The sequence below is a fragment of the Flavobacterium salilacus subsp. salilacus genome (assembly GCF_004634195.1).
In the GTDB taxonomy this organism is placed as follows: domain Bacteria; phylum Bacteroidota; class Bacteroidia; order Flavobacteriales; family Flavobacteriaceae; genus Flavobacterium; species Flavobacterium salilacus.
Map to the genome: position 1 here is coordinate 249,102 of NZ_SKBP01000002.1, position 24,486 is coordinate 273,587.

The following is a 24,486-nucleotide window of genomic DNA, read 5'->3' on the forward strand; positions in this document are numbered from 1 at the left end:
AATCGATGCTATCTGTTAGCATCTCTTTTTCAGTTCTTTATTTTTAATACCTTTTAAAAAATAATTGTTTCAGCATATTGTATCATGATATTCCGCTTTTTTTGAGAATTGCTACAAACTATAATTAATATTAACCGACCAGCGGTAATTAGCCTCTACTTTACCCCCTGTAAGGTTTTGACTTACGGGCAACATTGCATTAACTCCTGCCGAAAAACTACCATAGCCCGCCTCTATTCCTGCTTTACCAAAAAGGATATTACCTTCGGTATCAGGCAATGTTTCACCAAATTGTTTGTTGGCTTCATAAATTTCTCCTGCCAGTCCTATTTGCGGTACTAATGTATATTTCGGCTTTTCAATAACATAAAATAATGTAGCAGCATAATTCCACTGATTACCAAACCTATAGTTATCATTATTTTCTGTTTTAAAAGTATAATTTATCATTGCGTTAAGCCCTAAACTTTTATGCTTCACTATGTATTCAGCAGCCAGTAAATAATCCCAACTGCCTGTGCCCACCTGAAAACTGGGGTTAACACTGCCATTATTTGCACTGTTATATTCACCCGTAGGCATTTTTATGCCTGCTCCTGCCTGTAGTGTATGATAGTATGCAGCCGTATCCTTTTTAGTTTGGTAAACGGTATATAAACCCAGAACGGTAATATCGCCCAATCCGTTTATTTCCTGATGTCCTGTTGTGAGTTCACGGTTGTGCGAATGATAAGGCACTAACGCCGATACCTGAAAGTTTTTAAATACAGGAATACGCGCCCAAAGCTGCAGGGTATTAAAATTCTCATCTATCCATGGCGAATTGTTAAACACCCCGTCACGACTGGTATAGCTTTGATAAAAATAACGCACCCCAACAAAGTTTTGGTTCAGCATCGAGCTGAAACCCATTCCTCCGCCACTTGCCGAACAGCCGCAAGCATCGCAATCATCAAAGCGATAGAGATATTGTTTAAAATCGGGTGGTGGCGTACCGGCTCTCATAAACTGAGATACCAACAGTATAAATAACATGATGTATTTTTTCATGGTAAATTATGTTTTATAGTAAAATAGTGGATTATTGATAAACTCTTCATCCGTAAGGGTATTCAAAAACGCAATAAGTGCTTGTTTTTCTTCTTCCGATAGCGGTATGCCCACTGCCCCACTATTGTGCAACAAAGGATCGATAGTCTCGGTATAAATCATACCCGACGTATAAAAATTAAGCACTGATTGTAGTGACCCAAAGCGACCGTCGTGCATGTAGGGTTTAGTCAAAGCCACATTGCGAAGGCTGGGTACTTTAAATTTATACCGGTCAGCAGCAAATCCGGTTACTGTTTCGCGCCCTAAATCGTTCAGGTTAGGGTTGGGCGGTAACCCGTTATTACGGAAACTGTTATCGGTAAACAAGTCGGTGGCGTGACACGAGGCACATTTTTGCTGAAAAGTAGTTAATCCTTGTAATTCCTGCTGTGTCATCGCTCCTCCGGGTTCATTTCTCACATATTTATCATAGCGTGAATTTGCCGAAATCATCATAGTCATAAACTGCCCTAACGCTTTCAGTATATTACCCGACGTGACTCCGCTACCATCAAAGGCTTTGTTAAATTGCTGTACATAATCAGCATCTTGCTTTAATTTCTCGGCAATACGCTCCAGTGTTTCATCCATTTCCTTGGGGTTGTGTATGGGCACTATGGAAAGCATTTCGATACTGTTAGAGGCTCCGTCATAAAAATATTCAGATTGGAAAGCCATATTTTGTACCGAAGGTGCATTACGTGTACCCTCTTGGTCATAAATGCCGTGACTAAAGGTATGCCCATGATGGGTAAATGCCGAAGCCTGCTCATGGCAAAAGGAACAGGATATTGTATTATTTGCCGACAGGCGGGCATCATAAAACAGTTTTCTGCCTAGTTCAAACCCTTCCTGAGTAGGATAGTTTTGCGAAATATCCTGAACGGGAACAGGGAAATTTGCAGGAACACGAAATTCCATTTTGGTATCAGTTACTGCTTCATAATCATTATCCTTACTGCACGATACGAGTGTTACTGCCACGAATGCGGCAATGGTTGTTTTTCTCATAATTAAAACGAGTTATAAGGGACTGCCTCAAAAGTGTCGTTCTGAACGAAATGAATAATCCTACTCCATTAAAAACAAGAGATTCTTCCTTCGTCAGGATGACAAAAAATGCTTTTTTTAGTACTCTTGAGACAGCCCCTTAATTATTGTAACTATTCGTGAGTATGTCCTGATGCGTTATGCACGTGATCTATAGCAAACATTTTTGTAGAGTTGTCGGCTATTTTTATAAGGTTCTCACCTCCCATTATGGCAGTACTTGTGCCTGCTTCGTTACTATTATCATACAAGGATATTTTAGTATCGCCATCAAGCAACACATTAGCATCTGCTATAAAATGAATGCTTGGTGTTTCGTTTTCTCTTACACGCGCTGTAGTGGGTAATTGCAGGGTAACTTCTCTATAGTTATCCGTAGCGGTATTACTGCCCTGATGTACCTGAAATGCTTTATCTCCCTCGGATTGAGTGGTAGTATATGTTCCTTCAAAATTAATAAAGCGGTAGCCCGTACTCCATGTCCAGGTTAAATCATTGGCAGCAGCCAAATCCCAAAAACTTTGCTGGGCGGTTTCGCCTTGCAGGTATCGCTGGGCATCTACCCCTATACCAAATTTTATGGTTTTATAATCGCCCGCCGGGAAATTTTCTAAATGAATGGTTTTCAGTCCATTTTCTTCGCTGATAACAAAGTAGCTCTCTTCTTTAGGATAAACTACTTCGTTACCATCAGCATCGGTCAGTACAAAGTTGCTTACTATATAGTTAAGACGGTTTACGGTTAAACTTTCGTTGTTAGCGTTGGTATAAGTATTGCCGAGTATAAGGGCATCGCCCGCCATACCGTTATCAAAGTAAAGCTCTACTTCGCCGTAGGTACCTGCTATCACTTCATTAGTATCATCATCATTACTGCAAGAAAGGGTAAAGAAAGTAATTGCCGACAATGCAGCCAGTTTTATATATTGAAATTTCATTTTGTTTTTATTATTTAAGTTAATTTAAAAATACAGCACATAGTTTTGCATGAGCACACAACAGCGTTGCAGCCCGCACAAAAATGCGCACACAGTTGTTGCAAAGCATCTATATGCTCTGCGGAAAAGAATTGAGATTAACTTAAATAAAAATGGGAGGGTGAAAAACAGATACTACAGCCAAATGCGAATAGAAGTTAGCGTATGCCGGTGATTGAACAAAATGAGCAACGGGAGCATCACTCTTAAAGGTAAAAGCAAAAACCGACTGGTAAAAAAGCACTTCTGTTTCCTGATGCAGTGATTTTTTTTCAGATATCGGTTTCTCGTCTTCCGATGCCTTGGCAAGCTCTTTCACAAGGTGGCACTTACCGTTACAATTCAGTTCCGGCACAGCCTTGTTTTCGCATAGTTCATTGGCTATATATTCATAATTAATAATGTAGTCAAAAACAGGTAAAACCGGTTTTATCAACAATAATAATGCGACTATGAACAATGCTTTTTTCACACTGCAAAAATACCTCACAAAAGCTTTAAAAAAAAATAATATGATATAAATTAAACCTTACATTTTGTTTAATGTCTTATAACTATAAACTTTAAAAAAATAACAGTATGAAAACATGGATTTTAGCAACAGTTATGATGATCGGGCTATCTGCAATGGCACAACCGGGAGAGAGAAACAGAGAGCGACTGACTCCTGAACAAAGAGTAGAACTACAGGTAAAAAAAATGACTCTGGAATTAGACCTTAATGACAAGCAACAACAGGAAGTAAAGCAACTGCTTACTAAAAAGAGTAAAGAACATGAAGAGGCAATAGCGCAACACAAAGCCAAAAAAGAAAAAGGAGAAAAGCTTACCGCAGATGAACGCTATGCCATGCAAAGCAACAGGCTTGATGAGCAAATTGAAATGAAAGGAGAAATGAAAAAGATACTTACTCCTGAGCAATATGAGAAATTTGAAGCAAAGCAGGAGAAAAGGCAAGAAAAAATAACAAAAAGAGGTGAAAATCTTAAAAAACGCGATAGAGAGTAATTTTTAATATAAATATCTTTTATGTATGCGTTTTATCACTCAGAGCAAAGAAAATTATAGCACCTATCTAAAAGATAAGCAGCATATTCTATTTAAAAATATCTGTAACAAATTTAAAATTGCTTTTTCTAAAACTACTGAAACTAAAGCTACTATTTTTAGAATGTGAGTATAAAGATTAACGTTAAGATAATATTGATAAACAATATTTGGTAATATGTATTCGTTCAAATAAAAACCATTTAATTATTTATATTATGAAAATTACTAAAATTCTAATTGTGGCTTTCAGCCTAATTCTGTTCTCATGTAGCAAAGAAGAAAATGATGTAACCGGCACTTCTGAAGCTGAATTCATGCTTAAAAGTGGCGGTCTTACACAAACAGAAGTTGACCAGTTAAAATCTGACTGTTTCACTTTCAGTACTAGTTCTGCATTTCTTAATATGCGAGCAAAAGCAAAAGCATTTGCTGAAAAATTGAATTATAATGGAGACCCTAATCTATCATATCCATCGTCCCGACGCGATTTAGAAAGCTGGCTTGATGTTAATTTGAGCATAACGCAATTTATAACTGTACAAGAAGGTCTTGATATGTATGATGATTTAGAAAATTTATCTGGAATTTTTTATACCGCCAATGATAGTTTTTTCAAAACTTTGCCTAGAGCTACGGGTGCACAACTTCAAGTTATTCTTGAACCGATAGAGCCAGAGTTACCTCCGGTAGAAACCAATTCAGCCTGTGATCAAGATTGTGTTGAACAAGGATTGAATTATGTCGATTTTGCAGTTAGTAATTATAATAACACAGTGGCTTTTGCAAACGGGTCAGATGAATTGATAGGTATTGCAGAGTCTAATTTAAGCAGTTCAATACAGTTCGCGGCTTATCTTACAACGAGTTGTTTTGAAGAATGTGATGCACAGTAATTATAAAAAGAAAAGCCCCTAACACTGGGGCTTTTCTTTTGGTAAATAATTTTTCTAAATTCTTACCATGCTTAAAATGGTAGCCTGCCTAAAATTTTGTTTATCCTCTGCGAATACTGTACTTCCACATAAAACTCACAATAGTATAAAGTACAGTAGATAAATTACTCCCTCTTGTGTAACTGCTTATATATGCTTTCTAATCTTCTGAGCAATATTATAAATTTGAAGCAAAGCAGATGAAAAGACAATAAAAAATAACAAAAAGAGGCTAAAATCTTAAAAAACGCTATAGAGAGTAATTTTTTAATGTTAAAGTTTTGTGTTGTTTTAAATTTTAATTAGATTTGAATCTATAAACACTAAACAAATATTGGTTTACTATGAAAAAAATAATTGCTCTTTTTGCTATGATGCTTGCTTTTGGCTATACTGCCAATGCACAGCAGAGAAAAGCTGCAGCTCCTGTACAACAGGCAAGCGCAGACGAAACCGCTATTCAACAAGCTGCGGTAAAGGATGTTAAGGCATTAGCCGAGTTTATAGAACTTACTACTGATCAAAAAACAGCTTTTAAAGATCTATTCGCACACAAACACCGTACTCTTGCTGACAAAAATTTAAGCCAAGAACGTAAGGATATTCTCGCGGAGCAGATAGAAATGAAAATCAAAGCTACAGTATCTCCTGACCAAGTTGGGAAACTGGATGATAATCCTAAATTAATGAAAATACTTACTCATTAATAGTTTAACAAAACAATAAGAAAAAGCTCCCGAAATTCGGGAGCTTTTTTTATGTAAGGCTGTTTGCAACTTTACCAACAGCTTCTATAGTATAATCAATATCTTCATACGTAAGTGCATCGGTAATAAACCACGTTTCGTATGCCGATGGCGCAATGTAAACCCCTTCCTGCAAAAGCCCGTGAAAGAACTTTTTGAAAGTTTCATTATCTCCGTTTGCCGCAGTGCTAAAATCAGTAACAGGCGTTGCATCAAAGTGTACCGATATCATAGAGCCTAAACGGTTAATCGTGTAAATCACACCTGCACTGTCAAGTTTTTCCCTAATACCTTTTTCCAGATAAGCCGTTTTTTCATCCAACCTTTGGTATATGGCATTATCCGCCTCTAATGCTTTTAGCATTTCAAGTCCGGCAGCCATAGCCAACGGGTTACCCGATAGCGTACCCGCCTGATATACGGGTCCTGATGGCGCAAGATAATCCATAATTTCATGACGTCCGGCAAAAGCTCCCACAGGCAGCCCTCCGCCTATAACTTTACCAAAAGTTATAATATCGGCTTTTACGCCAAATAGTTCCTGCGCTCCGCCTTTTGCCAAGCGGAAACCCGTCATAACCTCATCAAATATTAATAACGTTCCATAGGCATCACAAAGTTCGCGCAATCCTTGTAAAAATCCCTCCGCAGGAGGTATGCACCCCATATTACCTGCTACAGGTTCTATAATTATAGCTGCTATATTGTTAAGGTTTGCCTCAAATAGTGCTGCTACATTATCCAAATCGTTATACTTAGCCAATAATGTATCCTGTGCAGTACCCTGTGTTACACCGGGACTGTTGGGTGTGCCGAAAGTAACCGCACCGCTACCCGCCTGTATCAGGAAAGAATCAGAGTGACCATGATAGCAGCCTGCAAATTTTATTATTTTATCGCGCTTGGTATAGCCGCGTGCTAAGCGCACAGCACTCATACAAGCCTCTGTTCCCGAATTTACAAAACGTATTTTATCAATATTCGGTACCATTGCTATGGCAAGTTTTGCAATTTCGGTTTCCAACGCAGTAGGTGTGCCAAATGATGTACCTTTTTTTGCACGTGCTATAACAGCATTTACAACAGGTTCATAGGCGTGCCCTAATATCATAGGTCCCCATGAGTTTATATAATCTATAAACCTGTTATCATCTTCATCATAAAGATAAGCACCTTTGGCTTCTTTTATAAAAATGGGGGTTCCGCCTACGGCTTTAAATGCACGCACGGGAGAGTTGACACCACCGGGTATTACCTGTGATGCTTCGGCAAACAGGCTACTGCTTCTTTGATATAACATTTTATTTTACTTTTAATATCTGACCTATCGAAAGGGCGTTATCGGTAAGCCCGTTAAGCTGTTTTAGCTCATCTACGCTCAAATTATATTTTCGGGATATGGAGTATAAGGTATCTCCCTGCTCTACTCTGTATGAACTTGCTCCTATAGAGGTTTGAGTTACCTGATTGTCATTTTCAATCGTGTTTGGTTTGGGGGTATATTTATTGCCTAATACTTCAGCGTCATACCTGTCAAGCTCATAACGTTCTATAATTCCTATCAGCTTATCAGGATATTTAGGGTCGGTAGCATAGCCTGCTGCTTTAAGCCCGTGTGCCCATGCTTTGTAATCGTCTTTATCTAATTTAAATAGCGATGCATATCTGCCACGCGTGGTTAAAAATAAAGAGTGGTCGTTATACGATTCGGCAGGGTCATTATACTTCCTGAAACACTCCTGCGCTGCATCATCGTCATGATATACGGCTTCGCCTTCCCAACCGGTATGGCATTTTATACCAAAATGATTGTTGGCGGTAACACACAATGTGCCTCTGCCCGCACCGGACTCTAATATACCTTGTGCCAATGTAATACTGGCGGGTATGCCGTGATTGCGCATATTATCTTTAGCTATATCTTCAAAATCAAGCACATATTGTTTTACAACATCAGCATATACTACCGTTTTTGAAGTCGATTCGAGTACTTCCTGCTTCTTTTTTCCTTTATTGGAGTTTGCAGTTGCAGTATTTCGTTTAGTAGCTATTTTGGTTTTTCGTGAAGTGTTTGTTTTGGCAGTGCTGTTTTTCCTTCTGCTGCTGTAGGATGAACCACAGCTAACCAGTAAACTTAAAACTACAAGTGCTAAAATCTTTTTTATCATCTATCTCCGATTTTAATTATGGGGAGTTTCTTTCTGGCTAACTCCCTGTTCATTCCTGAAATTCCCTGCAATCCGCCGGTGTGGATTAATAAAATATGAGCATTATCAGGAAAAAAATTATTGTTAATTAAATCTATAACGCCAAAAACCATCTTTCCCGTATATATAGGGTCAAGCGGAATGCCGGTTTTTTCAAAAAAATCATTTATAAACTCAATTAATTCGGCATTTACTTTAGCATATCCACCAAAATGATAATTTTCAATAAGCTGCCAGTTGTCCCGCTTCGCAAATTTAATAATATCTGCTGATAATCCTGCATTTTTAAGGGCAGGAAATCCCAAAACTTGTTGATGTGGCTGTGCTGTATTTATAATTCCCGAAATAGTACCTCCTGTACCTACTGCGCAGGCTATATGGGAAAATTTTTCATCATCTGCCGTGAGTATCTCCTCGCAGCCTTTTACAGCAAGCAGGTTAGTACCTCCTTCGGGCATGAGATAAAAATCGCCAAATGTTTCAGTGAGTGATTTTATGTACTCAGGGTTGCCTTTATCTCTGTAGGTCTCGCGGGTTATGAAATGGAATTGCATTCCGCACGCTGCGGCAAAAATCAATGTAGGGTTATCATCTGTCTTACCTTTAATCTCTTCACCCCTTATTACGCCTATGGTTTTTATACCGTATTCTTTGCCTGCGGCGGCTGTTGCGGCAATATGGTTAGAATATGCACCGCCAAAAGTAAGTATTTGTGTAGCACCCTGCTTTTGTGCTTCGAGTAGGTTGTATTTTAATTTCCTGAATTTGTTACCCGATATGTGAGGGTGCAGTAAATCTTCCCGTTTTATGGTAAGCTTTATACTTTTAGGAAATTGCAGCGGTACAGACTGATTCATTTTTATTATTCTCTAATAGCAAAAATACTATAATATTATCCTAAAAGATATACTTGGCAGTAACATTTACTCCCCATAATCGTGTATAATAGCAACACCATTTTTTTGTAACTTTGCCCATAAGAATGAGGACTACCATGAATGATATAGAACAGTTTGAAAGCAGCCCCTTTTACGTAAAAATTTCTTTTCATAAAGTTTTAGAAAGCCTTGAGGAAATTGCTGCATCGGATATTGACTACAGGTCGGACTATGCCAAGGCATTACTGCGCCATGCAGAACCTTTTCCCGAACTGCGTGATGGGATTACTGATCCAAAACTGCTTGAGAAACACAAAGCCTTAATTAAAAATTTGTTGGCAGACTTATTTCCTACTGGGCTTACCAAAAACGAAATTAAGGCGGCTACTATACCTTTTTATAACATTACTTTTAACTATACCGAAAGGCTGCGCAGCATTATGGATAATGCGGGAACGGATTTCGATATGAGTATAAGGGACTTTAGCGACCATGAGTTTTATGTAATGGGGTGTTGTCTTATACTTAATAGTTATTATGGCTATCATTTTGATTTCAGCCGACCTCTTTTTTATGATATTCCTGATGCCGAAGGTATTATGAAGCATTACAGGATTTTATATAACGCTGATTTTGTTGAAATTTTACCTACCGAGAAGTCAGTAAAAATAACGGAAGAGGATGTAAAAATCCTGATGGACAACTTTAATAACATTAACTTGTGGAAAGAGAAGTTTCCTGAGGGAAGTTGGATATTAAAAGGTTTCGGTATAGTATCACTTTTTGATGCTACTACAGAGAGTGCCATATCTAACTTGAAAACAAACTTGCTGAAATCAGATGATCTTGATAAAAAGGATATTAAGGCAAACCAAGAAGATATATTTCGCTCCATATACAAAATACCTGACCTTAAAATTGGGTTTACCGAAGTAAATGTAGAGGAAAACGTATTTAAAGCAGCACCCTTCGGTCATATAAAAAGCTATATACTAAAAGATAAAGCAGAGATTAACTGCAACGCTGTATTTTGCGGCAATTCTTTAAAAAACATGACTACAGAACATAACTACTTTGTTATATCCGATGTAGAAAATTACGTATGCAGCAAGAGTACTTCTGATTCTGATTTTGCAGAACATTTATTGTCACAAGGGATAAAAAGCTGCATTTTGGCTCCACTCATAAAAAATGATACCCTTATGGGGATTATAGAGTTGGTATCGTCTAAACCCGGTGAGCTTAATAGTATAAATGCTAATAAACTAGCATACATATTACCATTTCTTACAGACAGGATAGACAGCTATTATTCTGAATTACAAAACCAGATAGATGCTATTATACAAAAGGAATATACTGCGATACACCACAGCGTTTACTGGAAGTTTCGTGAAGAAGCATTGCGACACATAAATAACCGGGATAATAAAAACAACACTTATAAAGAAATTGTTTTTAAGGAAATTTATCCGCTTTACGGACAGATAGATGTAAAAGGTTCTTCTACTGCACGAAACAAATCAACAGAGCAAGACCTTGTTAAACAAATAGAAAAACTGCTGTCGCTTTTCCGATATATTGCCGCAGTTGAAAAATTACCGCTTATAGCACAGCATATTTATGAGCTTGAGAGTATGGAAGAGCGCATTAAAAAAGATTTGCAAGCCGACTCCGAAGCGATGATTCAAAATTATATAAAGCACGAAATACATCCACTCCTGGAACATTTTGATACGGTAAAACCGGAGGTACACCAACGTATCGAGGATTATTTTAAAACGTTGGACAGCAAAGTGAAGATGGTATATGACCACAGGAAAGACTTTGACGAGGCCCTTTCCATAATCAACAAGCATCTTGCCGAAATACTGGACAGAAAGCAGGCAGAAGCCCAAAAATTTTACCCGCACTATTACGAGCGTTTTAAAACGGATGGCGTAGAACACAATCTTTATATAGGCGCTTCCATCGCGCCAAAACAGCCTTACAGCCCGCTATATCTCGAAAACTTAAGGTTATGGCAAATACAGGCTATGTGCGAAATGGAAAACGAATATTACAAGCTAAGCCCCGCCCTGCCATATCAACTGGATGTAACCTCGTTAATATTAGTATTCAGCACCCCCATATCCATACGCTTCCGGATGGACGAAAAGCGTTTTGATGTAGATGGCACTTATAATGCTCGCTATGAGGTGGTAAAAAAACGTATAGACAAATCGAACATAAAAGGCACCAACGAGCGTATTACCGAAAAAGGAAAAATAACCATTGTATATTCGCAAAAACAGGAAGAAGCAGAATACAGGCGTTATATAAAATTTTTACAACACCAAAATCTTATCGGCAGTGTTATAGAACAGTTTGAGGTAGAGGATTTACAGGGTGTTACAGGGCTTAAAGCGCTGCGTGTACCTATTATATACAACATTAATGAAACCCCCGATACAACTTACAGCTATGATGATTTACTAAAGGAACTGACAGACGTAGAGACAAGAAACAACGATACTATTTAAATACGGCTGAAAGCATATATAAATACACCTACCGAAATAATAATACCAATCATAAAAATATTATACGTGATACGCAATAGTTTATATTTTCTGTTGAGTACCAACCCTAAATAGTAAAGATCTTTTATCATCGAATCATACAGGTATTTCCTGTCTTTCATCATTTCATTTACCGCCCAGTCATATTCCGATAGCGGCATTTTATAAAAATTACCGAAAAACAAAAGGTTTACTTTCCTGTTGTTTATATCCTCTCTTGTAAATGTGCCTTGGGTAACCTTAGGTCGGGTGGAAAGTATTGCAAAAATTATACTTACTACACTAAATAGTATTAATATAAGTGTAGGTATAATAAGGTGTTTATTATTGGGGCTATCTAATTTCGGGATAAGGGTTGTTAAGGCTACAGAAATAATAATCGCATTTACCGATATCATTATGTTTGCTTTACTATCCGCTATTTCGCTAAGGCGCGTATGGTTATTAAGCGTTACCCGAAACATAGTATCAATACCCCTTTCAGGGCGCGACAGTTGTTCCAGTTTTTTTGTGTTTATCTTCTCTTTGGAGTCTTTCTTTTTTTTAGGTTTTTGCAAATCATTTATAGTAGCCTGCAACAGGGCTATGTTATTTTCTTTTATGGGCTGCAACTCTCTTTTGGCATAATCAGTATAAAACCGATGCTTGTACATCAGTATATTTCTGTTTGTTATTGCCCATTCCAAATCGGTAAATACTTTTTCGTGGGTAATGCGCCACTCCTCGCGCAGCAGTTCGGCAAGGTCAATATAATTTTTAGTGGCAAAGTGAGAACAATCAGCATCTTTAATAATATTTTCAAGAGGCGTTACGGGGGTTGCCCCAATTTTTGTAACACGTATAAGACTGCATACCAAAGCTGTTTTTTCGGCAGGATAACCTTGTTCTGTCAAAAACTGCTCTGCAATAGCACAGCTTGTTTCTTCATGATCAATATCTCCTTCTACATAACCCGCATCATGAAGCCATGCCGCTACCAGTAAAATCTCTGTATCTCCCTCATCAACATTCTCTTTATCAGCCAATACTATGGTAGCATTTACTACTCGTAAAGTATGGTTGAAATTATGATAAATATAATCCGCAGATAGTTTATCTTTGAATAAATTGAACACATAATCTTCAGCTTTTTTAACAGTAATCATCATACAAAAAATTAACTATACCAAATTATGAAATTCTTTTGGACTAAGGCAAATAAGTATATAATAGTTTTTTGTATAAGCCTCCTGCTAACATCCTGTGCCACACACTATCCTCAGTATGGCAAAGCAGCGAGCAAAACTAACAGTAACACGATAATAGCCGACTCGACCCTGCACCATCGTTTTTACCTTATAGGCGATGCCGGATATGCCGAAAAGCCAAATGCACAGGCTTTACTGAAAGCAGTGAACAAAAAACTGAGTACCGAAGGTAAAAACACCTCTGTATTATACCTTGGCGATAATATATACCCACTGGGTATGCCTCCAAAAGAGAAAAAAGAAGAACGCAGAAAAGCAGAAAATAGTTTGGACAACCAAATGAAACTTGCAAAAAGTTTTAACGGTAAAGTTTACTTTATACCCGGTAACCACGACTGGTATTACGGACTGGAAGGACTGGAAAGAGAAAATGATTACATAGAAGACAAGCTAAAAGACAACAAGTCGTTTATACCCGGCAAAGGCTGCGGAATAGACAACATAAGGATAAACGACAGTATAACGCTTATTGTTATAGACAGCCAATGGTATATAGAGGACTGGAACAAGTACCCCACCATAAATAATGATTGCGATATAAAAACACGCGAAGCAATGTTTACAGAACTGGAAGACTTGCTTAACGACAATCAGGAAAACCTGATTTTACTTGCCATACACCATCCATTAATGAGCAATGGTTCGCACGGAGGGCAATTTTCGATAAAAAAACAACTGTTCCCTCTGGAAACCAATATACCCCTGCCAATACTCGGTTCGTTTATAAACCTTGCCCGTAAAACATCAGGATTAAGCACGCAGGACAGGCAAAACAAAATATACAGTACCCTTGTTAACCGTATAAAAACACTTATACAAGGCAAAAACAATATTATAGTAGCTTCGGGGCACGACCATAACCTGCAATACATAAATCATGATAATATCCATCAGGTAATAAGCGGTGCAGGCTCTAAAACAGAAGCGGCACGCGCCATATACCCCAACGATTTTTCGTATGGCGGTACTGGCTATGCCATGGTCGATTTTTTTAAAGATGGTAAAGCAAAAATAAGCTATTATGCCACCAACACACAGGGCGAAGAAAAGCTGTTTGAAACCAGCATCAACTTAAAACCCAAAACAATTATTGAGGACTACCCTACTGATTTTCCGGCAACAGTGCAAACATCGATTTATACGCCTGAAATGACTGAAAAAAGCAAGGCTTATAAGTTTTTATTCGGAGACCATTACAGACCCTACTACAGCAAACTGCTCACCGTAAATACGGTAAGGATAGATACACTTTACGGAGGGCTAACTCCTGTTAAGGCAGGCGGCGGACACCAATCAAAATCATTACGACTGGCAGACAAAAACGGTAAGGAATATGTAATGCGCGGTCTTAAAAAAAGTGCTACCCGTTTTTTACAATCCGTTGCATTTAAAACAAAATATATGGGCAACTCTTTTGAAAACACGTTTGCCGAAAGTTTCCTTTTAGATTTTTATACCACGGCGCATCCGTACACCCCTTTTATATTAGACAATTTGGCAGAAACAGCAGGTATATATCACACCAATCCAAAACTGTATTATGTACCCAAGCAAGACAGCCTTGTAAAGTATAATATAGATTATGGAGATGAACTGTATATGATAGAAGAGCACCCGGGCAAGGAGCATTATGACCTGGCAAGTTTTGGCAAACCTGATGATATTGAAAGTACAGATAACATGCTTGAGGATTTAAGAAAAGATAAAAAATATACGGTTGATGAACGGGCATATATAAGAGCAAGGCTTTTTGATATGCTTATAGGCGACTGGGACAGGCATGAAGACCAATGGCGATGGGCTAAATTTAAGGAAAAAGACTCTGTACTGTATAGACCGATACCACGCGACCACGACCAGGCATTTACTATGTATGACGGCGCACTACTCTCGATAGTAATGAATATACCGGCATTACGCCATATGAAAAGCTACAAGAGCAAGATAGATAATGTAAAGTGGATGAACCGTGAAGCCTATCCGCTTGATCTTGCTTTGACCAACAATTCAACCTTAGAAGTATGGTTGCAGGAAGCTGACTTTTTACAATCTAAACTTACGGATGATGTTATAGATGCTGCTTTTAAAGAACTTCCTGATGAGGTACAGGATATTACCACAGAAGAAATTAAAATGAAACTGAGAAGACGAAGGGATGACTTGCAAAAATATGCTATCGAATATCACAACACACTCCTCAAAACGGTATTGCTTACCGGTACTGATGACAAAGAAAAATTTGTAATTACCCGCTTGCCTGATGGCGATACAAAAATAGAAATATACAGCCTGAAAAAGGATAAACAAACCCTTATGCAATCGCACCTGTACAACAGAAAAAAAACAAAAGAAATATGGATATACGGCTTGGATGATGATGATGAGTTTGAAGTAAAAGGCAAACCCGAAAAACCCATAAAGTTAAGACTCATGGGCGGACAAAACCATGACATATATACTATAGAAAATGGCAGAAGGGTGAATGTATATGACTTTGAAGGGAAAGAAAACACTTTTAGCACCGATAAAAAAGCAAGACTTGTATTGCTTGACGATTATGAAACCAACAGTTATGATATGCACAAACCGCGTTATAATGTTATTGCAGGATATCCTTCGGCAGGATATAACCCTGATGATGGTTTAAAACTGGGTGCGCTGGCTAACTATACCATAAACAACTTTAACAGAAGACCGTATTCGCAAAAACATTCCTTTCAGGCAGATTATTTTTTTGCTACCTCTGGGTTTGAATTGCAGTATAAAGGAATATTTGTAAACGTTGCCAGCGAATGGAACATTGCACTTGATGTGCGATATACAAGCCCTACCTACAGCATTAATTATTTTGGCTATGGTAATGAAACGCCCAACTATGATGATAATCTTGGCATGAATTACAACAGGGTAAAATTGCAAAACTTCAGTGTATCGCCTTCCATATTTAAAAATAACAGAAACGGCAGTACCCTATCAGTTCAATCGGTTTTTGAAACAATTGAGATTGAAGAGTCCAACGGTCGGTTTATAAATGCTCCCGGAGTAGTTCCCGAACGACTTTTTGAACACAGGTTGTATGGAAGTATAAATACTAAATACAGTTATGAAAATTATGACAGACCCTCGCTGCCCACCTTGGGTATGGCGTTTTGGTTATCGTTAAACTGGACGACAAGTTTTGACCAGTTCGACAGAAATTTTGCCGGAACAGAGGCTTTCATAGATTTTGTACATAAAATAACATCTGACGACCGCCTTGTTTTCGAGTCCAGAGCTAAGGCAAAAGTATTATTTAACAATAACTTCGAAATATATCAGGCAGCTACTTTGGGTGGCGGCAATGACTTGAGAGGGTACAGACGCGAGCGTTATACAGGGAAACAATCGGTTTATCACAGTTCTGACCTAAGGCTTACGCTGGCACGCTGGAAAAGCAGCTTTATCCCTATGAGTTATGGTGTTTTTGGCGGATATGACTATGGTCGTGTATGGATTGAGAATGAAAATTCGGACAAATGGCATCAAAGCGTTGGTGGCGGGTTTTGGTTAAACGGCGTTGATACCGTTACTGCAAAAATATTTTACTTTTATGGCTCTGACGGAGGGCGTATTGCTGCCGGGTTACAATTTGGGCTTTAAGTCGGATATTTTCAGCTCATATAAAAAGGCTTTACCTTTCTTCTCCTTTTCATCAACTATAAACAGTGTATTTTCATCTGTAAAGCAGATGCCTTCTTTTTGAGTGTAGTGGTCTATTTCATATTCCTGCATCATATCCTGATTAAATCCTTTTTCGGTAAAATCTTGTAACAACCATATTTTATCGCCCGACAGTAACACGGCTGTTGTACCGTCGGGGCTTACATCTGCTGCGGTTATGGCACATTTTCTGTACACGTCACAACTGTTCAGGGTAGCCAGCAATTCTGCTTTATGCCTGCCTTTGGTATTAGGTATTTTATATACATTAAAACTCCCGTCAAAACCCGCACTCCTGTTTTTCGTAAAAAGATAAAAGTTTCCTTGCAACTCAAAAAAAGCTTCTGCATCATAAAAGCGTTTTGATTTTTTTGGCGGAAATTTATCCTGTTCAGGATAATAAAATGAAACTTTATACTCTGCAACGGCTTCCTCTTTGTCGAGGTCATTTTTATTAACCTTATATATAGCCAGGTCTTCCCTATCATTATCGTTGTTGCCAAAATCGCCTATATACAAGTTACCTCTTTCATCCGATGTAATATCTTCCCAATCTGTATTTTCAGCATTTTTTACAGTAATGGCATGCTCTGTTTTTCCATCTTTGCCCAGCCCGTATATTTTGTTTTTATTACCGCTGTCCTCAATAACCCAAAGCCACTTGCTGCCTGCTGTATATTCTATTCCCGAAATTTCATCTTTATCCAATTCGCCAATTACTTTTATATACTTTCCGCTGTCAGAACATGAAAGGAGCAGGACCAAAAAAGACAACACTAAATTTTTCATGTATACTTTAGTTAATACTTTAAAAGTACAACAAAAAAGAAAACCACCGAATTAACGATGGTTTTACACTACTAAAAAACTAAAAAAATTAGAATAATGGGGCATCATACCATTGAGAAAAGGATGAACATGCCGGAGAATATCCTTTAACGGTAGATATCTCAATCCTCCATTTATAACATATCGAAGGTATTTGTGAAGGATTAATAATAATATCAGGAATATTAGAAGTATCAATTACTGAGTAGGGTAAAGTAATAATGGTTGGGTTACCAATATTGCTGTTCAAGTCTTCACAATCTTCTATTGGCTGGAGGTGCAGGGCTACAGTATAGGGTTTGTTAGGATTTATAAAGCCTGAGTTTACCTGTGTGCCAAAATGAACTACAGGATTACCGAGACCATTTGAAATATCTATGCTTATCGAGCCTATAACCCAATCTAAACACTTACCAGGATCCTTGATGTTTTTCTGATAATTTTTCTTGGCACCATTTGTCAACACACTCTGCTCGTCTGTTATAGCGGTATCATCGGTACTGCAAGAAGCAAAAAGGAATGCAGCTAATAAAAATGTACAAATTATTTTCATCTTATAAATGTGTGGTATTGAAACAAATCTAATAATGACATCACACAACCATTAAATAAATATTAAAAAAACGTTAAGCGCAGTGTTTTCATCGACAAGATGCACTGTATGTCCTCTGCTGTATAATTTTAATGTGAAAAATAGGTTAAATCATAAAAAAATTGTAACTTTAGGTAATTCAAAATCAAACGGTTATGAAAAACACTACTTTTAATCATTGGGAGTCAGAAACCCCCGATGTAAACGACAGTAAAGCAGCATTAAATTATTATGGCGATATTATGCCGTATGAAGATCCTGCAATCGTTAATCCTGATGAGCTTGCAACCTTCCCAAAACAGGTTACAAAAAATAATGTACATCACAATCACCACCACCATCATCCATTACACATTAAAACAACACCTGTTCGGGACGGAAGAAACATAACACGTACTGACAACCATCCTGAAAGGAATGGTTTTATCTGACAAACAAAAAATATCAAAAAAAAGCAGGAGGTACTCATCGGTACCTCCTGCTTTTTTTTAGAGCAATTAGAAAATTACAGTAGAAAGCTATAAAATCATATCATTTTTTGACATTATAATACAGAAGGCAAACTTCGTTTTTAATTACATTTACTTTTTTAACTACATAAAATGCATTATTTACAAAAAATAACACTTCTTTTTATAGCATCTGCTATCTCATTATCTTGTATTAAAAAGGATAATTCCGAAAAAGTAACCTACGTTGTAAAAGGTCGTACAGAAAAACAAGGCGATAAAATTATACTTATTGGTTCGGCTTCATCAGTATCATTTGGCTTTAGTGGCGAGAAATGTATCTTACACTTAGAGGCTCAGGATACTTTTGAACATCATAACTACGTTTCACTGGTACTCGATGGGAAATATATTGGGAGGCAACGTATAGAGAATGGTGCAGGAACATACCCTGTAACCGTAAAAAGTAACGCCAACGACAGCCACACATTAACTGTATATAAAGCTACGGAAGCAGCCAATGGCAATATTATTTTTTCGGGTGCTGATGCTGAACTTATGGCCAGCCAAATAGTTCCTAAGAAAAAAATTGAATTTATTGGCGACTCCATTACTTGCGGTATGGGCAATGACACTGAAGAAATACCTTGCGACACCGCCGAATGGTATGACCAGCACAACGCCTACTTTGCTTATGGCCCTGTGGCAGCACGAAAGCTCGATGTTGACTTTATGCTTAGCTCTGTTTCGGGCATTGGCATGTACCGCAACTGGAACGACGAGCATAAAGATGAAGCAATTATGCCTGATGTATATGAACATCTTTACCTTAAAAGAGAAAACACAAAACCTTACGATTTCAGTTTTAACCCAAGCGTTACTTGTATAGCACTGGGTACTAACGATTTTTCTGATGGTGATGGCAAAAAACCCCGTTTACCATTTAATGAAGATAAATATGTAAATAACTATATCGCCTTTATAAAAATGCTGTATAGCCATAACCCTGATACACAAATAGTATTACTGGACAGCCCTATGGTAAATGGCAAAAAACTGGAAACTTTCCATAAATGCCTTAACCGCGTAAAAAACGCTTTTAAAGACGATAAAAAGCATAAAGCAATTAAAATATTCCATTTTAATTCGGTTACGCCACATGGTTGCGGTTATCATCCTGATATTGATGACCATGCAGCTATGGCATCACAACTGGCTCCCTTCTTAAAAAATATTTTAAATGAAGAATAGTAATTTTTATTTATTTGTAATAATTACCCTGCTTATAACGGGTAATGCTATGGCAAATATAACCTTGCCCGCTTTTTTTGCAGACAATATGGTACTGCAACGCAACACCACTATAAAAATATGGGGCTGGGCAAACCCAAAAGAAGAAATAAAACTAACTGCAAGCTGGGCTAAAGATACCTACACCACTACAGGCAATAATGAAGCTTATTGGGAAATAGAAATACCAACCACCAATGCCGGAGGCCCATATACCATAAACATAAAAGGGTATAATCAAGTAACATTAAATAATGTAATGCTGGGCGAAGTATGGTTGTGTTCAGGGCAGTCGAATATGGAGTGGACTCCCAGTGCGGGTATAGACAATGCCAAAGCCGAAATTGCCGCTGCCAATTATCCTAACATACGCCTCTTTACAGTAGGCAAAATGAGCAGCCAATATCCTCAACTTGATGTGAAAGGAAACTGGCAGGTATGCACACCCGAAACCATGCAATACTTTAGCGCAGTAGGCTATTTCTTTGCCAAAACCCTAAAAGACGAGCTTAAAAATGTACCCATAGGCATTATTAATTCCAGTTGGGGCGCAACTGCTGCCGAAGTATGGATGCCTGCTGCTTATATAGCTAAAGACCCTGTACTTACCGAGGCAGCTACAAAAATCCCTGCTGAATCTGGATGGTGTCCTGTAAAACCCGGATATACCTATAATGCTATGATATACCCTTTAGCAGGTTATAAACTGGCAGGGGTGCTTTGGTATCAGGGCGAAACCAACACAGGTTCATCTGTTTATAATAAAACACTTGGCGGTCTTATAAATGCCTGGAGAGAAGCATGGCAAGACAACTTTCCGTTTTACTATGTACAAATTGCACCATTTAACTATGAAGGCGGAAGCTATCAAGGTGTAAATGTGCGCGATGCACAACGCAGGTTATTAAACGAATCAACCAACACAGGAATGGTGGTTATAAGCGATGTAAGTAGTACAGATGATATTCACCCCCGTAATAAAAAACCTGTTGGAGAACGCTTGGCAAATTTAGCTTTAAGCGAGCATTATAAAATAGACAAAGGCATTGTTAACAGTCCGTTGTTTAAAAATGCTGAGGTAGCCGGTAAAAAAATTACCGTACACTTTAACTATGCCGACGGGCTTTACTGCAAAAGTAAAACTTCTGTCCTGTTTGAAGTAGCGGGCGAAGACGGTGTTTTTTATCCTGCTACAGCAAAAATAAAAGGCAATACAGTAATTGTAACAAGTAAAAAAGTAAAAAAACCTGCACAGGTACGCTACGCATGGCATAACACGGCACAGGCAGACATCTTCAATAAAGCCAACCTACCCGCCTCGTCGTTTACGGCACAAATAAAATAGAAATATGAAACAAACATTTTTGCTACTGGCTATGCTGACATTAGGTTCGGCACAAGCGCAAAAAAATAAACCAATGAATAAAGAACAGGAAATAGAGCAAAAAGTAGATGCTCTTTTAGCTAAAATGACCCTCGAAGAAAAAGTAGGGCAAATGAATCAGTACAATGGCTTTTGGGATGTTACGGGCCCTTCGCCAAAAGAGGGCAATGCAGCATTAAAATATGAACACCTCCGTAAAGGCTGGGTAGGCTCTATGCTTACCGTGCGCGGTGTAAAAGAAGTGCGTGCCGTGCAAAAAATTGCGGTTGAAGAAACCCGACTGGGCATTCCGCTTATCATTGGTTTTGATGTAATACACGGTTATAAAACATTAAGCCCTATACCGCTTGCCGAAGCTGCAAGCTGGGATATGGAAGCTATACAACAATCAGCAACTACGGCAGCTTCTGAGGCTGCTGCAAGCGGTATTAACTGGACTTTTGGTCCTAACGTAGATATATCGCGCGATGCCCGTTGGGGGCGGGTAATGGAAGGCGCAGGCGAAGACCCGTTTTTAGGCAGTAAAGTAGCCGAAGCCCGCGTAAAAGGCTTTCAGGGCAGTAACCGCAGTGACCTGGCATCACCGCTTACTATTGCTGCCTGCGCCAAACATTTTGCTGGTTATGGCTTTGCCGAAGCAGGTCGCGACTATAACACTGTAGATATGGGCAATGCCACATTATACAATACTGTACTCCCTCCGTTCAAAGCAGCTAAAGAAGCGGGAGTACGAACGTTTATGAACTCTTTTAATATACTAAACGGTGTGCCCGCAACAGGTAACAGCTTTTTACAGCGCGACATCCTGAAAGGGAAATGGGGTTTTGACGGCTTTGTTATTACCGACTGGGCATCTGTCAGAGAGATGATTACACACGGTTTTGCGGAAGACAGAGCCGAAGCCACAGTAAAAGCAGTAAATGCAGGCGCTGATATGGATATGGAATCGTATGCTTATGTAAATGAACTTGTACAATTGGTAAACGAAGGCAAGGTTGATATTGCTCTGGTAGATGATGCCGTGCGCCGCATATTGCGTGTTAAATATGAATTAGGACTATTTGACGACCCATACAAATACTGCGACGAAAAGCGCGAAAAAGCTACCATTGGCAGTAAAGCCAATAACGAAGCGGTATTGGATATGGCTAAAAAATCTATCGTGCTGTTAAAGAATGATAATCAATTATTGCCTCTAAAAAAGAAAGGGCAAAAAATAGCCTTGATTGGTGCGCTTGCCGCCAATAAAAACAGCCCCTTGGGTAGCTGGAGGATAGCCTCTGATGATAATACCGCAATATCGGTATTAGAAGGTATGCAGCAGTATAAAGGTAACGAGCTGGTATATGAAAAAGGTGCTGACTTAACCATAGGTAAAACTACTTTCCTTGATGAATTAGTATTTAATACTGCCGACAGAAGCGGTTTTGAAGCGGCTAAAAAAGCTGCCAAAGAAGCTGATGTAGTAGTAATGGTATTGGGCGAGCACGGTTTCCAGAGTGGTGAAGGACGCAGCCGTACCCACCTTGACCTGCCGGGACTGCAACAAGAACTTTTAGAAGAAATATATAAAATAAACCCAAATATAGTTTTGGTATTAAATAATGGTCGTCCGTTGGCACTGCCTTGGGCAGCCGAAAACATCCCTGCCATTGTAGAGGCTTGGCATTTGGGCACGCAAACCGGTAATGCGGTAGCACAAGTATTGTATGGCGATTATAACCCAAGCGGTAAGCTCCCAATGAGTTTTCCGCGTAATGTGGGGCAAGTGCCTATCTATTACAACCAACATAGCACAGGCAGACCTATTGATAGTGATAACAACGTGTTTTGGTCACATTACAGCGATGCAGAGAAAACACCGCAGTTTGCTTTTGGGCATGGGCTTAGTTATACTACTTTTAAGTATGGCACTGTACAACTTAATAAAAAAGAGTACAGCAAAGGCGAACCTGTAAAAGTAAGTGTTGATATTACCAACACAGGTAATTATGATGGTAAAGAGGTTGTACAGCTTTATATAAGAGATATTGCAGCCAGCCTGTCGCGCCCTGTAAAAGAGCTAAAGGGCTTTGAAATGGTTTCGCTTAAGAAAGGGGAAACCAAAACCGTAACTTTTACATTAACTGATAAAGAGCTTGGGTTTTACAACAACGAGGGAGAATACTTGGTAGAGCCCGGAACATTCAAAGTATTTGTAGGTACAAGCTCTGACAATGTACAAGAAACAACTTTTAAATTAAGGTAGCTTTTTTTCACGCATCTATTTTACTTCAAAAAGCATTGAATAATAATATTCAATGCTTTTTTATTTTCCTTATTCTGACGAAGGAAGAATCTCTTATTTTTCAAATGATCGAGATGTTTCACTCCATTTTATTTCGTTCAGTATGATACTTTTAAACCAGTCCCTTTTTTACTCCTTTACTTACCTTAAATTTAAGTTTTATACAACCAAAGAGCTTCTGTTATATATAAAAAGAAACCCCGTACGCACTCGTACAGGGTTCCGCCCAAAATTACAAAACTAACTCAACTTAATCTTTTATTTATTTAGTCGTTTTAAGTAGGCACGGGTTTTTAAACCGCTCTCTTTAATATCTTTATCTTTCCAGTTCCCTGTAGATTTTGCCGATGTTTTCAGCACACTGCATGTCTCATCTTTATCGGATACCGACCATGTTATCCAGCTCAACCCCCTATCTTCCATCCAGTTTATCCAGTTGTCCCATTCGGCTTCATCCAGAGGTCCGTCGCCTGTGGCTTCCATACCGGCACTTTCTGATATAAACACGGGTAGTCCTTTTGCCAATGCGGCATCAGTACGATCTCGAAGGTATTTATCATGTGTAGCTGCATAAAAGTGTACGGTGTACATTAGGTTATCAAAACCTGTAATAGGGTCTTCGGCAGGCAGGTTAATATCCTGATCCCAATGCGGGCAACCTACCAGTATTATATTATCAGGGTCGTTTTTACGAATTACTTTTATTACTTCTTCGCTATAGGCTTTTACATCTGCCCAGCTTTCAGCGTCAGGCTCATTAAATACCTCATAGATAACATTAGGCGTATCGCCATATTCTTTTGACATTTCGTCAAAAAAAGTCTTAGCTTCTTTCAGGTGTATGTTGTGGCTATGAAAATCGATTATCACATAAATACCCGCATCAATAGCACCATCAACTACGGCTTTAATTTTAGCCTTGCTGTCCTTTGGATTGTTTTTGTAGCAACGTTCGTCTAAATCAACTCCCATTGCTGCTCGGACGATATTTACATTCCAATCGTCTCTCAGCCATTGTACGGCTTGCTTATTGTAAAATCGTGGCCAGAAATTATGCCAGCCAAAACTCATACCGCGCAGCATTACATGCGCTCCGCTTTTATCTGTCAGTTGTGTTCCTTTTACACTTAGTTGCCCATGCTCTTTTACAGGTTGTGTATAACCTATGGCGGTAAGCAATAGTGCAGCAAGGGTTATTTTAAACTGTTGTACCATAA

General features: G+C 38.5%; 20 protein-coding genes. 9 read left to right on the top strand and 11 right to left on the bottom strand.

Going from position 1 to position 24,486, the window contains the following annotated elements; genetic code table 11:
* Nucleotides 1–111: 111 nt before the first annotated feature.
* From E0W68_RS04170 to E0W68_RS04185, 4 genes are all read right to left on the bottom strand, one after another.
* Nucleotides 112–1,050, bottom strand: a complete 939-nt coding sequence (locus E0W68_RS04170) for a transporter family protein (protein WP_135218151.1) — start codon at nucleotides 1,048–1,050, stop codon at nucleotides 112–114.
* A 6-nt stretch (nucleotides 1,051–1,056) separates the two neighbouring features.
* Entirely contained in the window at nucleotides 1,057–2,103 is a 1,047-nt protein-coding gene (locus E0W68_RS04175) for a cytochrome-c peroxidase (RefSeq protein WP_135218152.1), read from the bottom strand.
* A 152-nt stretch (nucleotides 2,104–2,255) separates the two neighbouring features.
* Nucleotides 2,256–3,080 carry an MbnP family protein gene (locus tag E0W68_RS04180; RefSeq protein ID WP_135218153.1) on the bottom strand — a complete coding sequence of 275 codons (825 nt, stop codon included), beginning with the start codon at nucleotides 3,078–3,080 and terminating at the stop codon, nucleotides 2,256–2,258.
* A gap of 142 nt (nucleotides 3,081–3,222) precedes the next feature.
* Complete coding sequence (locus E0W68_RS04185) at nucleotides 3,223–3,591, bottom strand: hypothetical protein (protein WP_235831822.1); 369 nt, start codon at nucleotides 3,589–3,591, stop codon at nucleotides 3,223–3,225.
* Between the two features lie 107 nt (nucleotides 3,592–3,698).
* Between E0W68_RS04185 and E0W68_RS04190 the strand changes: the two genes are divergently transcribed.
* From E0W68_RS04190 to E0W68_RS04200, 3 genes are all read left to right on the top strand, one after another.
* Entirely contained in the window at nucleotides 3,699–4,127 is a 429-nt protein-coding gene (locus E0W68_RS04190) for a hypothetical protein (protein WP_135218154.1), read from the top strand.
* A gap of 257 nt (nucleotides 4,128–4,384) precedes the next feature.
* Complete coding sequence (locus E0W68_RS04195; protein WP_135218155.1) at nucleotides 4,385–5,062, top strand: hypothetical protein; 678 nt, start codon at nucleotides 4,385–4,387, stop codon at nucleotides 5,060–5,062.
* Nucleotides 5,063–5,445: 383 nt separating this feature from the next.
* Nucleotides 5,446–5,808, top strand: coding sequence for a hypothetical protein (locus E0W68_RS04200; RefSeq protein ID WP_135218156.1), 363 nt, complete (start codon nucleotides 5,446–5,448; stop codon nucleotides 5,806–5,808).
* Between the two features lie 49 nt (nucleotides 5,809–5,857).
* Here the strand turns inward: E0W68_RS04200 and hemL are convergent, their stop codons facing one another.
* From hemL to E0W68_RS04215, 3 genes are read right to left on the bottom strand one after another with little or no spacing between them, the layout of a single operon-like run.
* A complete protein-coding gene (gene hemL / locus E0W68_RS04205) occupies nucleotides 5,858–7,147 on the bottom strand; it encodes a glutamate-1-semialdehyde 2,1-aminomutase (protein ID WP_135218157.1) in 1,290 nt (429 codons plus the stop codon).
* A gap of 1 nt (nucleotide 7,148) precedes the next feature.
* Nucleotides 7,149–8,015 (bottom strand): glucosaminidase domain-containing protein, encoded by an 867-nt coding sequence (locus E0W68_RS04210; RefSeq protein ID WP_135218158.1) that lies wholly within the window; start codon nucleotides 8,013–8,015, stop codon nucleotides 7,149–7,151.
* A complete protein-coding gene (locus tag E0W68_RS04215) occupies nucleotides 8,012–8,911 on the bottom strand; it encodes a 1-aminocyclopropane-1-carboxylate deaminase/D-cysteine desulfhydrase (RefSeq protein WP_135218159.1) in 900 nt (299 codons plus the stop codon). Before E0W68_RS04215 ends, E0W68_RS04210 begins: the two co-directional genes overlap by 4 nt.
* A 125-nt stretch (nucleotides 8,912–9,036) precedes the next feature.
* On the opposite strand from E0W68_RS04215, the gene E0W68_RS04220 reads away from it, so the two are divergent.
* A complete protein-coding gene (locus tag E0W68_RS04220; RefSeq protein WP_235831823.1) occupies nucleotides 9,037–11,454 on the top strand; it encodes a GAF domain-containing protein in 2,418 nt (805 codons plus the stop codon).
* Here E0W68_RS04220 and E0W68_RS04225 read toward each other — a convergent pair.
* Nucleotides 11,451–12,638 carry a Pycsar system effector family protein gene (locus E0W68_RS04225; RefSeq protein WP_135218255.1) on the bottom strand — a complete coding sequence of 396 codons (1,188 nt, stop codon included), beginning with the start codon at nucleotides 12,636–12,638 and terminating at the stop codon, nucleotides 11,451–11,453. The two genes, E0W68_RS04220 and E0W68_RS04225, sit on opposite strands and share 4 nt — an antisense overlap.
* A 27-nt stretch (nucleotides 12,639–12,665) precedes the next feature.
* Between E0W68_RS04225 and E0W68_RS04230 the strand changes: the two genes are divergently transcribed.
* Nucleotides 12,666–16,379, top strand: coding sequence for a metallophosphoesterase (locus E0W68_RS04230; protein WP_135218160.1), 3,714 nt, complete (start codon nucleotides 12,666–12,668; stop codon nucleotides 16,377–16,379).
* Here E0W68_RS04230 and E0W68_RS04235 read toward each other — a convergent pair.
* A complete protein-coding gene (locus E0W68_RS04235) occupies nucleotides 16,362–17,228 on the bottom strand; it encodes a hypothetical protein (RefSeq protein WP_135218161.1) in 867 nt (288 codons plus the stop codon). The two genes, E0W68_RS04230 and E0W68_RS04235, sit on opposite strands and share 18 nt — an antisense overlap.
* A gap of 88 nt (nucleotides 17,229–17,316) precedes the next feature.
* A complete protein-coding gene (locus E0W68_RS04240; RefSeq protein WP_135218162.1) occupies nucleotides 17,317–17,820 on the bottom strand; it encodes a hypothetical protein in 504 nt (167 codons plus the stop codon).
* A gap of 194 nt (nucleotides 17,821–18,014) precedes the next feature.
* On the opposite strand from E0W68_RS04240, the gene E0W68_RS04245 reads away from it, so the two are divergent.
* From E0W68_RS04245 to bglX, 4 genes are all read left to right on the top strand, one after another.
* Complete coding sequence (locus E0W68_RS04245; RefSeq protein ID WP_135218163.1) at nucleotides 18,015–18,290, top strand: hypothetical protein; 276 nt, start codon at nucleotides 18,015–18,017, stop codon at nucleotides 18,288–18,290.
* 171 nt (nucleotides 18,291–18,461) lie between these two features.
* Complete coding sequence (locus E0W68_RS04250; RefSeq protein WP_135218164.1) at nucleotides 18,462–19,559, top strand: SGNH/GDSL hydrolase family protein; 1,098 nt, start codon at nucleotides 18,462–18,464, stop codon at nucleotides 19,557–19,559.
* Nucleotides 19,549–20,943, top strand: a complete 1,395-nt coding sequence (locus E0W68_RS04255; RefSeq protein WP_135218165.1) for a sialate O-acetylesterase — start codon at nucleotides 19,549–19,551, stop codon at nucleotides 20,941–20,943. Before E0W68_RS04250 ends, E0W68_RS04255 begins: the two co-directional genes overlap by 11 nt.
* A 4-nt stretch (nucleotides 20,944–20,947) precedes the next feature.
* Complete coding sequence (gene bglX / locus E0W68_RS04260; protein ID WP_135218166.1) at nucleotides 20,948–23,230, top strand: beta-glucosidase BglX; 2,283 nt, start codon at nucleotides 20,948–20,950, stop codon at nucleotides 23,228–23,230.
* Nucleotides 23,231–23,527: 297 nt separating this feature from the next.
* Here the strand turns inward: bglX and E0W68_RS04265 are convergent, their stop codons facing one another.
* A complete protein-coding gene (locus E0W68_RS04265; protein ID WP_135218167.1) occupies nucleotides 23,528–24,484 on the bottom strand; it encodes a glycoside hydrolase family 5 protein in 957 nt (318 codons plus the stop codon).
* Nucleotides 24,485–24,486: the final 2 nt, after the last annotated feature.